Annotated in this window: 10 protein-coding genes and 1 pseudogene; 8 read left to right on the top strand and 3 right to left on the bottom strand. The window is 60.8% G+C overall.

Translation table 11 applies throughout. The features are described from left to right. Nucleotides 1-137 precede the first annotated feature (137 nt). The 3 genes from WM94_RS24555 (at nt 138) to WM94_RS24545 (ending at nt 1,826) form a co-directional block, all read left to right on the top strand. Complete coding sequence (locus WM94_RS24555; protein ID WP_015269450.1) at nt 138-428, top strand: DUF5629 family protein; 291 nt, start codon at nt 138-140, stop codon at nt 426-428. Continuing rightward, complete coding sequence (locus WM94_RS24550) at nt 394-1,524, top strand: lactonase family protein (RefSeq protein WP_256207050.1); 1,131 nt, start codon at nt 394-396, stop codon at nt 1,522-1,524. Before WM94_RS24555 ends, WM94_RS24550 begins: the two co-directional genes overlap by 35 nt. Before the next feature lie 122 nt (nt 1,525-1,646). Further along, entirely contained in the window at nt 1,647-1,826 is a 180-nt protein-coding gene (locus tag WM94_RS24545; RefSeq protein WP_012271225.1) for a hypothetical protein, read from the top strand. A gap of 147 nt (nt 1,827-1,973) precedes the next feature. Here WM94_RS24545 and WM94_RS24540 read toward each other — a convergent pair whose 3' ends face one another. Genes WM94_RS24540 through WM94_RS24530 form a run of 3 tightly spaced genes read right to left on the bottom strand, consistent with a single transcriptional unit; the run spans nt 1,974 to nt 7,443 of the window. Then, a complete protein-coding gene (locus WM94_RS24540; RefSeq protein WP_061552326.1) occupies nt 1,974-2,567 on the bottom strand; it encodes a glutathione S-transferase in 594 nt (197 codons plus the stop codon). Beyond that, nucleotides 2,564-6,208, bottom strand: coding sequence for an AAA family ATPase (locus tag WM94_RS24535; protein ID WP_061552325.1), 3,645 nt, complete (start codon nt 6,206-6,208; stop codon nt 2,564-2,566). The genes WM94_RS24540 and WM94_RS24535 overlap by 4 nt, the downstream gene beginning before the upstream one ends. Further along, nucleotides 6,205-7,443, bottom strand: a complete 1,239-nt coding sequence (locus tag WM94_RS24530) for an exonuclease SbcCD subunit D C-terminal domain-containing protein (RefSeq protein WP_061552324.1) — start codon at nt 7,441-7,443, stop codon at nt 6,205-6,207. Before WM94_RS24530 ends, WM94_RS24535 begins: the two co-directional genes overlap by 4 nt. A gap of 410 nt (nt 7,444-7,853) precedes the next feature. On the opposite strand from WM94_RS24530, the gene tssI reads away from it, so the two are divergent. From tssI to WM94_RS24505, 5 genes and pseudogenes are all read left to right on the top strand, one after another. Beyond that, complete coding sequence (gene tssI / locus WM94_RS24525; protein ID WP_061552323.1) at nt 7,854-9,689, top strand: type VI secretion system tip protein TssI/VgrG; 1,836 nt, start codon at nt 7,854-7,856, stop codon at nt 9,687-9,689. Between the two features lie 21 nt (nt 9,690-9,710). Further along, nucleotides 9,711-10,304, top strand: coding sequence for a DcrB-related protein (locus WM94_RS24520; RefSeq protein WP_061552322.1), 594 nt, complete (start codon nt 9,711-9,713; stop codon nt 10,302-10,304). Then, nucleotides 10,301-11,521 carry a PAAR domain-containing protein gene (locus WM94_RS29785; protein WP_082810641.1) on the top strand — a complete coding sequence of 407 codons (1,221 nt, stop codon included), beginning with the start codon at nt 10,301-10,303 and terminating at the stop codon, nt 11,519-11,521. Before WM94_RS24520 ends, WM94_RS29785 begins: the two co-directional genes overlap by 4 nt. A 7-nt stretch (nt 11,522-11,528) precedes the next feature. Beyond that, entirely contained in the window at nt 11,529-12,248 is a 720-nt protein-coding gene (locus WM94_RS24510) for a hypothetical protein (protein WP_061552320.1), read from the top strand. Between the two features lie 123 nt (nt 12,249-12,371). Continuing rightward, nucleotides 12,372-12,608: pseudogene (locus WM94_RS24505) on the top strand (contractile injection system protein, VgrG/Pvc8 family); the annotation flags it as partial. Nucleotides 12,609-12,722: the final 114 nt, after the last annotated feature.

Here is a 12,722-nt window from a genome sequence, read left to right as displayed (position 1 = left end):
CTTTGCGGCCCATTCGCAGCACAAGGCTGCTCCTACAGAAGGTTCGCGGTCCCCTTGTAGGAGCAGCCTTGTGCTGCGAATGGGCTGCAAGGCAGCCCCAAGGCTATAATGCCAACTCATTTCAGATTGGTACCCCCATGTCCCCCCTCGCCACCGCCCTGCAGTCCTGCGACATGCTCCTGATCGACGGCCTGCACGCCTTCGACTTCACCTCCGATGAATCCGGCCTCACCATCGAATGCATGGACGGCCGCCAGCTCCGCCGCTGGTCCTTCACCCCTGAGCAGATCACTGCTGCCATCGCCGTGGGTGACGAGTGGCAACTCGACGATGCCGACGGCGCGCATCGGCTAGTCTGTATGAGTGCCTTTCGCGCCCCGGATGATGACGAAGATGAATCGGATCTGGACGAGCCTGCTGACCGCTAGCCTGATGAGCCTGACCATCCATGCCCACGCCGCCACCTTGCTGGTGGGCAGTTACACCGATGGCGCCAGCCAGGGCATCTACCGCTACGGGTTCGACGAAAAGACCGGTCATATCGACCCGTCGCCGCAGCAGGTGGTGGAGAGTGTCAGCCCTTCGTGGCTGGTATTGTCGGCCGATCAACGCCAGCTGTTCGCGGTCAATGAAACCCCGAACGGCCATGCCAGCAGCTTCAGCGTCAGTGCAAAAGGCGAAATCAAGCCCATCAACCAGGTGCCCAGCCAAGGTGACGAGCCTACCCACGCCAGCCTCAGCCAGGACCAGCGTTATCTGTTCGTCGCCAACTACGCGGTCAAGCCCGATCCCGGCGGCAGCCTGGTGGTAGTCCCGGTGGCCAAGGACGGCAAGCTCAAGCCGGTGGTGCAACAGGCCCGGCACAAGGCGAGCGGGGTCAACCCCGAGCGCCAGGCTAGCGCCCATGTGCATTCGCTGGTGCTGTCACCGGACGGCCGCCACCTGTATGCCAGCGACCTGGGTGCCGACAAGGTGTTCATCTACCGTTACGACGGTGCCAGCGCAGACCACCCGTTGACGCCGGCGATCCCCGCGTCGGTGGATCTGCCGCCGGGCAGCGGGCCGCGCCACCTGTTGTTCGACGCCAAGGGTCGGCACGCCTACCTGACCCTGGAAATGAGTGCCGAAGTGGTGATGTTCGACGTGCAGGAGGGCAACCTGGTCGAACGCCAGCGCCTGCCCCTGACCGAGAGCAAGGAAGCTGCGGCGAAAGCGGCAGGTGGCTTGCACTTGTCGGCAGACGGGCGCTTCCTGTATGTGAGCAACCGAGGCACGGCCAACGAGATCGTGGCGTTCAGCGTGGGCAAGCAGGATGGCCAGCTGACGTTCCTGCAGCGCCGTTCGGTGGAGGGGGATCATCCCCGCGAGTTCGCCCTCGACCCGAGCGACAACTTCTTGCTGGTGGCCAACCAGAAGAGCAACCAGATCGTGGTGATACGCCGCGATCCGCGCAGCGGGAAGCTGTTGGAGACGGTGCAGACGCTGAAGCAGGATGCGCCGTCGGACCTGAAGTTCATCGAGTGATATCGATCGGCGTGATAGTCGATACTGGCGCAATGAATTTTTGCCTGCGGCTTCGGCGGCGTAAGTTTGACCCAAGGCCCAAACGGGCCAACGTCAAACCACCGCCGTCGAGGTCAGCCCAGATGAACTTCAATCTCTTCCCGGTCATTGCCGCATCCGCCATTTCCGCTTCGGTCGTATTGCCAGCGCATGCTCATGCCGACAGCAGCGGCAAGGCGTCCGCTACCCATAGCTACACCGAACAGTACCTGCGCCAGAGTGCCAATTTCCATGCGGCATTGAGTGGCAAGCACAACCACTGAACCTGACTCGGTCCCCTGTAGGAGCGGCCTTGTGTCGCGAAAGGGCCGCAGAGCGGCCCCGGCAATTTCTGCTGTGACGCAAAAACCTGGGGCCGCTGCGCGCCCCTATCGCGACACAAGGCCGCTCCTACAAGGGATCGCGCGAAGCTACCTGGCCATGACTGACCTGAACAGCTCCGAAGCCAACCACCCCTCCAGCCAGCTCCGCACCCGCGGATAAGCCGCCTCGGCGAACCACTGCGGTTCGACCCCGGCAAACTGGCGCATCAGGGGCAGCAACGCGGCATCGGCAATGCTCGGGTGCGTGGCCAGCAAGTAGGGCCTGCCCGCCAGCAGGCCTTCGAGCTCCGCCAGCCAGGCCTCGGCCTGCTGGCGGTAATGCTCGCGGGTATGCTCGGGGTAGCGCTCGGCATACTTGTACAGGTTCACCTGCGCCTTGAACGTGCTGTCGTTGCGCGCAATCAGTGTTTCAGCCTGCTGCGCCGCCGCAGGGTCGGCCTGCAGCCGCCAGTCCTGCGGGTCGTTTTGCGCCAGCGCCCAGCGCATGATGTCCAGGCTTTCTTCGAGCACCCCGGCACCGGTATCCAGTACCGGCACCGTGCCCTTGGGTGACAAGGCCAGCAGTTCTGCCGGCTTGTTCTTCATCGCTACCTCGCGAATCTCCACCTCGCATCCCGCATAGCGCAGGGCCAGGCGCGCGCGCATGGCCCAGGGGCAGCGGCGGAACGAGTAGAGGATCACCCGCACACCTCCACGTCACTCAGGCCATTGCCTTGGCGGCGCACCTGGATCTGCACCGGGATGCGTTCGTGCATTTCCTGCACGTGGGAAATCACCGCCACCTTGCGGCCCTGGGCCTGCAAGCCGTCGAGGGCGTCCATGGCCAGTTGCAGCGACTCGGGGTCGAGGCTGCCGAAGCCTTCGTCGATGAACAGCGATTCGATGCGCAGCGTGCTGGAGGCCATCGAGGCCAGGCCCAGAGCCAGGGCCAGCGACACCAGGAAGGTTTCCCCGCCAGACAGCGAGTGCACCGAACGCAATTCGTCACCCATCTCGGTGTCCAGCACCAGCAGGCCGAGGGCGCTGCCGCCGCGCTTGAGGCGGTAGCGGCGGGCCAACTGGCGCAGCTGGGCGTTGGCGTGGTGCAGCAGCAGGTCGAGGTTGTAGCCCTGGGCGATCTTGCGGAACACATCGCCCGAGGCCGAGCCGATCAGGGCGTTCAGGCGAGCCCAGCGTTGCCACTGCTGGTGGGCCTGTTCGATTTCCGCCGCCAGCGCCTGGTGCGCCTGTTGGCGACGCTGGTCATCGGCCTGCTGTGCACGCAGTTCGGCGCATTGCTGCTCATGGCCGGCCAGGCGTTCGCGCAGTTCGGTCAGGGCCTGTTCCAGGGCGTCGGCCGAGGTGTCCACAGTCATTTGCGCGGCATGTTGCTGCAGGCGTTGTTCACGTTCGTGCAGCAGCACGCGGCCCTGTTCGATGGCCTTTTCGGCGCCTTGCAGGCGCTGGCGCAGTTCATTTACCTGCGCGTCCTCCATGGCCAGCAGGCGATCCAGGCCGGCGTCGTCCAGTTCCGGGTGTTCTGCGCGCCACTGGGCGATCTGGCCCTGCAACTGCTGGCACTCGGCGTCCAGCGCCTGCTGCTGCTGGGTGTTGGCCTTGAGTTCGCTGGCCAGTTGCACGCCTTGGGTACGCAAGTCCTGCAGGCGCTGGGCAGTGTCGGCATCGAGGGCGCGGGCCTGCTCCAGCGCGGCGTCCATATGCAGTTGCCAGGCTTCGGCGCTGGCGTGCCCGCCAAGCAGTTCGCCAAGCGAAGCCTGGGCCTGTTGGCGCTGCTCGTCGAGGGCGGCAAGTTTCTGCTGCAGCTGCTGCTGGGTCTGCACGCGTGCCTGCTGCTGGTCGCGCAGCTTGTCCAGCTGGGCCTGGCGGGCTTGCTGTTCTTCCTGCTCGTCCTTGCGCTGCTCCAGTTGCTGCAGGCGTTGGGCGATCTGCTGGTCCAGGGCGAGGAAGGCATTGGCCGGGTCGTCGTTCAAGGCCTTGAGGGCCTCTTCGGGCAATACGCCGGCAAGGTCCTCAAGGCCTTGCTGCAACTGCTGCTCGTCGCTGGCCAGGGCTTGGTGCTGTTGCTCCAGGTGGCGCTGGGCCTGCTGTTGCGCCTGCTGGGCGGCCTGCAGTTGCTGGTTGAGACGGGCGGCATCTTTTTGCAGGGCGAGCAGGGCGCTTTGGCGTTTCTCGTCCTGGCCGATTTCTTCGTCCAGGCGCCGCAGCTGGCTGTCGAGCCATGCACTGCGGGCCTTGTCGTCCTGCGGGGCCAGGGCCGGCCACAGGCTGTGCGCCTGCACCTGGGCCACCAGCGGTTGCAGCTGTTCGTCCAATTGCTGCTGCTGCTGCTGGAAGTCCTTGAGCTGGGCGTTGACCACGCCCAGCTGGGTGCGCATATCCACCAGCTTGCTGTTGAGGGTTTCGACCTGCTTCTGCGCGGCATCTTCTTCGGCCTGGTCATGGCGACCCAGGCTTTGCAGCAGCGCTTCAGGCTGGTGGAACGGGTGCTCGGCGCTGCCGCACACCGGGCAGGGTTCGCCGTCGCGCAACTGGCCGCGCAACTCTTCGACGCTGGTGTTGCGTGCCAGGCGCTGGCGTTCCAGCAACTGGCGGGTGAGGTTGAGCGCTTGCTCGGCGGCTTCCAGCTCGGCCTTGGCGGCGGTGCCTTCGGTAATCAGTTGCTGGCGCTGCTGCATGGCCTGCTGCTGACGCACGCGCACGGCCTCCAGCTGCTGGCGCAGTTCCAGTTCACGGCCATGCAGGCGTGACAGTTCTTCCACGGCGCGCTGCTGCTTGCGGTTGTCCTGCAGCATGCCACCCAGCAGGTCGATCTGTTCTGCCAGGGCCTGGGGTTCGGCCTTGGCTTCGCGGAACAGCAGCTCGAAGGCATCGCGCTCGGCCTGCAAGTGCGCATTGGCCTGACTGGCCTGGGCCTGTAGGCCGGGCAGCTCTTCACGGCCTTTGGCCAGGCGGCCACCGATCAGCATCACTTGCTTCAGTTGCGGCAGGTAGGCGTGCCAGGCGTTGGCCAGGCCCGCCAGGTGCTGGCTGTCGGCGAGCGCGGTGTCGATCTGCGCCAGTTGCTGCAGGCTGCGCTGCTGGTTGTCTTCCAGCTGCTGCAGGTGCTGCTGGCCTTCGGCGACCTGCTGCTCGGCCTGCTGGCTGGCACTGCGCTGTGCTGCCAGCTCCTGGTCCAGGCGGGCCAGGTTGTCCTGGGCGGCAAAGGCCTGGCGCAGGCGAGGGGCGTTCTCGCTGTGTTGGGCCTGGCTATCGGCAAGCGCCTGACGCGCGGTGCCCAGCGCCTGTTCGAGCTCGCTGGTGCGCACTTGCAGCTCGGCTTGCTGCTGCTGTTGCTCGGCGATCTTCGCTGCCAGCGGTGCCAGTTGCGCGGTCAGTGTCTGCTGGCGGTGGAACTGGTGGCGCTGCGGGGCCAGGCGCTCCAGGCGCACGAGGTCCAGGCGCTGGTCAGCCAGTTGTTGCCAGTCCTGTTCGGCGGCCTGCAGCGCGGTACCGGCTTCGGCGTGCTGGGCCTGCAGCTGGCGCTGCTCGTTCAGCCAGTTGCGTTGCTGTTCCAGCTGGCGCTCGCCGGCCTGGTCGGCCTTGAATTGCTGCTGCGCCTGTTCCAGGCGCTGGTCGAGCTCGGCGCGTGCTTCGGCGGCCATCGGCAGCAGGTGGCTGGCACGGTCCTTCAGGGCATTGTGGGCCTCGCCGGCTTCGCGTGCCTTGCTGAAGGCCCGCTGGCCCAGGCGGGTGTAGATGGCGGTGTTGGTGAGCTTTTCCAGCAGCTCGCTGCGTTCTTTGTCGTCGGCCTTGAGGAAGGCGCCGAATTCGCTCTGGGCCAGCATCACCGCGCGGGTGAACTGTTCGAAGTTCAGGCCCAGGCGGGCTTCGACCAGTTGCTTGTATTCGTTCTTGCCGCTGCCCAGCACCTGCTCGCTGTCCAGGTCATAGAAGCTCTGGCGGCTGTGCTGCAGCTTGCCGTTGGCCTTGTCGCGGGCGCGGTTGGCTTCCCAGCGGGCGCGGTAGCGGCGGCCATCGATGCCGACGAAATCGACTTCGGCAAAGCCGCTGCCGGTGCCGCGGCGCAGCAGGTTGCGCGGGTCGGAGGTAGGGATCTCGCCGTCTGCATCCGGCACCTTGGCCTCGCGGCCAATGTCGTTCAGCCGTGGCACGGTGCCGAACAACGCCAGGCACAGGGCGTCGAGCAGGGTACTCTTGCCCGCCCCGGTAGGCCCGGTGATGGCGAACAGGCCGGCGCTGGCCAGCGGTTCGGCGGTGAAATCGATATCGACCGGGCCGGCCAGGGATGCCAGGTTCTTCAGGCGGATGGCGAGAATCTTCATGGCTGTTCCTCTTCCTGCTGCACGTCCTGCAACAGCAGGGCGAAGTCGGCCAGCGCCTGTTCGTCGGCGGGGTTGCCATAGGCCTGCTCCCAGGCGCGGCTGAACAGGTCCTGCGGGGTCATCTGGGCCAGTTCGACAAAGGCCAGGTCATCGTCTTCGGCATTGTTGCGGCCGGCGTATTCGGCGCTGATGCGGATCAAGCGCACGGCCTTGCCTTGCAGTGCGGTTTCGATCTGCTGGCGCAGGTCGGGTTGCGGCTCGTCCAGTATCACCCGCACCTCCAGCCAGGGCTGGCGGTTGGGGTCTTCGAGCAGGTCGATCACTGGCAGGTCGGCCAACTGTTCCAGTAGTTCGCCCAGTGGTGCCGGACCGACCCGTTGCAGGGCTACGGCGCGCGGTACTGGGCGCGGTTCGACGCTGACCAGGTCAGTGCCGTCCAGCTCCACTTCCAGCACTTGGTGCGGGTAGTTGATTTCGGCGAACGACAGCGGGATCGGCGAGCCGCTGTAGCGGATGCGTTCTTCGCGGTTGACCTTCTGCGGCTTGTGCAGGTGGCCCAGGGCGACGTAGCTGATGGCCTTGTCGAACAGCTTGGCCGGCAGCGCCTCGGCGTTGCCGATGATCAGGCTGCGCTCGGAGTCCTCCGACACCGCGCCACCGGCCATGTGCGCGTGGCTGATGGCGATCAGCGCCTGGTCCTTCTTGCGCTTCTTTTGCGCGGCGGCGATCAGCTGCTGGTGCACCTGGGTGATGCCTTGCAGGTAGTCGTCGCCCAATTGCGGGCCGGTCACCTCGGCCGGGCGCAGGAAGGGCAGGGCCAGGCACCAGGCGGCGACCTTGCCACGGCCGTTGGTCAGCGGAATCAGCAGGCGCTCGGCGTCCAGCTGGCCCTCGTCCAGCCAATGCACACGGCCCAGGGCATGGGTGCGCAGGCGGCGCATCAGCGCCGCGGGCAGCTCGATGCGCGAGCCGGAGTCGTGGTTGCCGGCGATCATCACGATGTCCAGCTTCGGCTGTTGCTCGTGGGCCTGGACGATGAAGTCGTAGAGACGTTCCTGGGCTTTGACCGGCGGGTTGACCGTGTCGAAGATATCCCCGGCGATCAGCAGCGCATCCGGCTGGCGCAGGCGCAGCTGGCCGAGCAGCCAGTCGAGGAAGCAGGCGTGTTCGAAGTCGCGTTCCTGGCCGTGCAGGCTTTGGCCCAGGTGCCAGTCGGAGGTATGAAACAGACGCATGGATGACCTGTTGGTGTCGAGTCGAGCAAGCGGGGGCTTGGCGTGAATGATGGGCTTCGCGGAGCCGGGTATGGTAACCCAAGGCAGTACGGCAGGGCAGTTGCTGCCCGCAGGTAAGTGCGAGTGCCGGTTATTTTGTAACTCCCTGATTCTGCGGGGCCCTGTGGGAGCGGGTTCACCCTCGACCAAGGGCAAAGCCCTTGCCAGGCGCATATTTTGCCGCAAAGTGGCGCCGTTGCTGAGTTAGCGTTCCATCTCGACGATGGGTACTTGCGTGCTGTGTAGGAAAGCGAGAAATCACCCGGTTTCTCGGTCCTACAAACGCACATTTCCCTCAACATATCGTTCATTGTTAGCCCCTCGATCATTGCCCTAACCTCCGAGCGCTTCGAGCATTCAAGGACAATGCAATGATCATGGACTTGGCCGAGCGCCTTACGCCGCAGCATCGCCGACTGTTCAAGTTTCATCATTTGGCTGACCTCGACCAGCCTCTGCTGCTGGAATGTTTCAAGGGCGCCGAAGGCCTTTCGCAGCCGTTCGCCTACGAGCTGCTGTTGATCTGCGACGGGCCGCACCTAGCGCTCAAGTCGATGATCGGCCAGCAGGTGAGCATCGAGATCGAACTGGCCGATGCCGCGCCGCGCTTCATCAACGGCTACCTCACCCGCTTTGCCAGTCTGGGTAGCGATGGCGCCCTGGACCGCTACAGTGCGATCCTGAGCCCTTGGCTGACGATGCTCACTCACCGCACCGACACGCGCATCTTCCAGAACTGCACGGTCGCAGAGGTGCTCGCTGACGTTTTCGCCCTGTATCCACGCTACGTTGCCTATGCGCTGCGCTTGAGTCGTGTGCACAAGCGCTACACCTACATCACCCAATACCGCGAAAGCGACCTCAACTTCGTCCAGCGCCTGCTGGATGAAGCAGGGCTGTTTTACTTCTTCGAGCACAGTGCTGAAGCCCACACGCTGATCATCTGCGACGACTCCACCTTGCTCGACGTGCTCCCCGAGCAAGCGCAAATCCGCTTCCACAGCGCCTCGGTCACCGAAACCGCCGACTCGATCACCCAGTGGTGCGGTCATCGCCAGTTGCAGGCCGGCAGCATGGCCGCGCAGACCTTCGACTACCGCCAACCGCGCAACCGCCTGCCGGTGGCCATGCGCAGCCTGAACGAGCAGGGCGCCGTGCAGCGCTTCGAGGTCTACGACCCCGGCCAGTACACGCACAGCACATATGACGAAGGCGAGGCGTTGTTACGGCGACGCATCGAAGCACTGGAACTGCGCGGCAAGCAGTTCGAAGGCGCCAGTAACTGCCGCGCCATGAAGCCCGGATACGCCTTCGAGCTGCTGCAGCACTACGCCCACGACCAGGGTGCCGTCGAAGACCGCCAGTTCCTGCTGATGAGCGTGGAAAGCGAAGGCCACAACAACTACCTTACCGGCCAGCAGGCCAGCTACTTCAACACCTTCAGCTGCGTGCGCAAGAAGATCCCGTTCCGCCCGCAACTAAGCACGCCCAAGCCGACCATCGCCGGCCCGCAGACCGCGATCATCGTCGGCCCACCGGGTGAGGAGATCTTCACCGACGAACTGGGCCGGGTGAAGATCCAGTTCCACTGGGACCGTAATGGCAAGTACAACGACCACAGTTCGTGCTGGGTGCGCGTCGCCCAATCCGGTGCCAGCGGCGGCTTCGGCAGCATCCAGATCCCGCGTGTGGGCGACGAAGTGGTCGTGGTGTTCCTCGACGGAAACCCCGACCGCCCGCTGATCATGGGCAGCCTGTACAACAGCACCAACACCCCGCCATGGTCGCTGCCGGCGAACAAGACCCAGAGTGGTTTCCTGACCCGCTCTACTAAAGGTAAAGGGTCGAACGCGAACTTCTTCCGTTTCGAAGACAAGGCTGGTGCTGAGCAGATCATCATGCACGCCGAGCGCAATCTGGATACTGAGGTTGAGGCAGATGACAGTCTCAAGGTGGGCGGGAATAGAACTATCACTGTCGAGGGCAGACATTCCGAAACCATTAAGCTGGAAACCAGTATTGCGGTGGAGGAGGGCTCGTATTTTGTGACGGTGGACCAGGGTGAGGTAAAAATAAAAGCGGCAAAGTCAATCACCTTGGAGGTGGGAAAAAGCACGCTTGTAATGAACTCGGATGGCACGATTACACTGTCAGGCATCTCCGTGGACGTTGCAGGCAGCAAAATAATCAATTTGAACAAGTCTTGATTAGCGACAAGGAAAAGTCCCATGCGTAGAAACATCTACGATCGATTATCTGAACGGCGTGAACGCGAAGAGCGCCTTGAGCGTGAGCGTCTAGAAGAGGAGGCTCGCAATGCAGAGCCCCCTCCACCAGAGCGTTTTCTTACAAATGAGTTGAGTTTCATTCGTCCAGAGAATTTAAAAGACAAGACATTTCACGTCTTTACTCTGACGGACATCGGACCTAGCCCGTTCTCGTTCGTCGTGGGGCGTTCGCCGGTGGAGCCGGATACGGACTTGGAGACGCTTGCGCAACAACTGCTTGGTGAGTTGAAAAAGACGTTGTCCCATGTTCAGTGGATCGAACTGGTTTCCCCGGTAGAGGTAGCTGGATTAGAGGCCCGACGTGTCGAGTTCCGTTGGCGACAACAAGGCCAACCGGTTCATCAAGTACAGCTAATTTTTCTGCATCAGGATGAGTACAAGCGGCCTTTGCTCATGCAAATTACCGGTACGAGCAACAGTCCCAAAGGCATGACGGCGGAGGAGCGTAGTGCTTTCGATAGGTTGGTTGAAAGTCTTCAACTGCGCTATCTGCCTGTGAACGAGGGGGATGCTGAACAGGCCGAATCAGCATGACTGCGGCTGCTGCGAGACTAGATGATCCAATCGAGCACTCCAGCGCTTTAGGTGGATTGCTTGCTGGCTTAGCAATTGGTGCAGGCGCGGTACTCATAGGTATTGCCGTTATCGGGACCGGCGGGCTTGGGGCTGTAGCGCTAGCCGCGATGGTTGGAGCGGGAGCAGCCACTGGCGCTGGAATCGGTCAACTGATTGGTAGCCTATCTTTCGCTTGTAGTGAAACAGGGCAAATACGATCAGGCTCAAGTAACGTTTATATAAATGGGAAGCCTGCTGCGAGGGCTCATCTGGATAATGCCGAGTGTTCGGATCATCCAGGGGGACCTAAGATATTGGCCCAGGGTAGTGACTCGGTTTATATCAATGGTCAGCCTGCGGCTCGAGTCGGTGACCGGACAGTTTGTGATGCAAAAATAAGTGCTGGCTCCCCTAATGTGTGTATAGGAGGGGGAACAGCGACGACTGATGCAATTGACCCGGAAGTTCCTGTTTGGCTTGAGCGTGCGGTGATGGCGTTGGGGCTGGCTAGTGCTTTTGTACTGGCAAGTCCAGTGTTGGTGATGGCGGGGTTGGCTGGTGGTATTGCGGGCGGAATGGCTGGGCATTGGGCTGGCGGTGAGCTATTTGGTGAAGGTTCTGATGGCCAGAAACTGATGGCATTTGGTGGGGCTTTGCTTGGAGGGGGTATTGGCGCAAAGGGTGGCAAAGCCTTTGATGCCCGTTACGAAATTAAAGTGCAAGGTTTTGGTTCTAACCTTGGAAACGTTAAGGCAGTGCCGAAGAAAGTACCCGTGGATAGCCCTGATGCTAGTCCGCCATTGCGGGGGGCGGATGGTAGGTTTGTTAAGACCAGTGAGAACCCTGTTCAGTATAATCGAAAATCCCAATATCCAAGTGGTTATCGTGCGGGTGTTAAAGATAAGGTCTTGGATGCTAATACTATCCAAGATGGACCAGATGCAGGGAAAATTCTTACAGCTGATATGGATGTTGTCCATAGGAACGATCCCCGAATCACAATTGAACACAACAAGCCAGTCGTTGAACACTGGAACGGACAAGGCTATAATTCTACTCGCGCTGCACGGAATGATTTTTACAATGAAGTAGATAATATGAGTATTCGATTGCGTTCTGCTAACAGTTCCGGTGGCGCTAAAATGGCTGCGGATGGCGTGAGGTATAGGCAGGACGTAGGGCCTGATTATGAATGAGGTTGGTATGTTCTCTAAAGATGACTTATTGCAGTCCTTTGCTTGCGTGGAAGAATACGCCGGTTGCTATTTTTTTCAGCACAAGCTTCCAAAAGTGGTATATGAATATTGTTTGAAAAGTACAGATAGGAAAGATTTGCTGGTTATATCTGAGGGCGTAAGTGACAGGGTGTTTTCTGTGGAGGTTGTTGAGCAGGCGCCTGACTCCTTGAGTCAGGATAAGACTATAATATTCGATATTGCGCCGAATAAGTATGGTTTTACTCATGTGTTGGTTGTGCCCAATACTTATCACGGCAGCTTGAAAGGACGGCTGGACGGTAAGCGAGGGAACTTGTATCTTTGTATTCCTATACATCGGTGTGAATTTTCGGGAGACGAATCTGAGGGTGAATTTAAAGAAATGATTCAGCGTATGATTCCTGTCTTTCGTTGGAATAGGAGCGCTTGTCCTAAAATTAAAGTGTATTTTGATAATCCGGGGACTGAAGCCGGCACCGATGAGTCTGGCGTGTTGATGAAGTATCCTGCACTATTATCAGAGATAGAGAATCTCAATGGTGTAGTTAGTGGATTTATTGAGATTACAAACTATAAGGGCGAAGTGGTGGAAGTCCTATCTCCAAAAAAAGAGGTGTTTACTCTAGTTCGTAACCGGAAAGATGAAGAAGTGTTCACGCATTCTCAATTGGTCGAGGTTTTGAACGGTTTTATTTTTGCTGGATGATGGCGTTTGCTAGGCAGAAGTTTCTGGGATTGGCGGTCTTTAAAATGCAAATTTTAGGTGACGACTGCTGGCGTTGAGGCGGTCGGATGTTTTGCTTTCTATTTTAACACTGGCCCTGGCGAGATTGCCGAAGACTCCGGCGTACCGCTGAAGTCGATGATGGGCCAGCACGTCAGCATCGAAATCGAGTTGGCCGAAGGCGCCCGCGCTATATACCTGACGCGCTTTGCCAGCATCAGCAGCATGGCCCGTTACACCGCCACCTTCAACCCGTGGTTCGCGATGCTCAAGAACTGCTTCGACACGCGGATCTTCCAGGGCACCACGGTCGAGGAAGTGGTCACCGAAGTGTTCGCCATCTATATTTGGGTCCGTAAATGACTATTCCAAGCGAACAGTGCAAGGCAGTAGCTAGGCATGCTTTGAAGGTTTTTGGGGGTGAGCTCAAGGTTCAAGCTTATTATGATGACTTTA

It is taken from the genome of Pseudomonas sp. ABFPK, from assembly GCF_001586765.1.
Lineage (GTDB): Bacteria > Pseudomonadota > Gammaproteobacteria > Pseudomonadales > Pseudomonadaceae > Aquipseudomonas > Aquipseudomonas asiatica.
This window is presented reverse-complemented; position numbering and strand designations above follow the sequence as displayed.

Excerpts from the sequence above, each read along its gene's own strand:
- WM94_RS24555 (WP_015269450.1), top strand. The coding sequence starts at position 138 with ATGTCCCCCCTCGCCACCGCCCTGCAGTCCTGCGACATGCTCCTGATC.
- WM94_RS24550 (WP_256207050.1), top strand. The coding sequence starts at position 394 with ATGAATCGGATCTGGACGAGCCTGCTGACCGCTAGCCTGATGAGCCTG.
- WM94_RS24545 (WP_012271225.1), top strand. The coding sequence starts at position 1,647 with ATGAACTTCAATCTCTTCCCGGTCATTGCCGCATCCGCCATTTCCGCT.
- WM94_RS24535 (WP_061552325.1), bottom strand. The coding sequence starts at position 6,208 with ATGAAGATTCTCGCCATCCGCCTGAAGAACCTGGCATCCCTGGCCGGC.
- WM94_RS24530 (WP_061552324.1), bottom strand. The coding sequence starts at position 7,443 with ATGCGTCTGTTTCATACCTCCGACTGGCACCTGGGCCAAAGCCTGCAC.
- tssI (WP_061552323.1), top strand. The coding sequence starts at position 7,854 with ATGATCATGGACTTGGCCGAGCGCCTTACGCCGCAGCATCGCCGACTG.
- WM94_RS24520 (WP_061552322.1), top strand. The coding sequence starts at position 9,711 with ATGCGTAGAAACATCTACGATCGATTATCTGAACGGCGTGAACGCGAA.
- WM94_RS29785 (WP_082810641.1), top strand. The coding sequence starts at position 10,301 with ATGACTGCGGCTGCTGCGAGACTAGATGATCCAATCGAGCACTCCAGC.
- WM94_RS24510 (WP_061552320.1), top strand. The coding sequence starts at position 11,529 with ATGTTCTCTAAAGATGACTTATTGCAGTCCTTTGCTTGCGTGGAAGAA.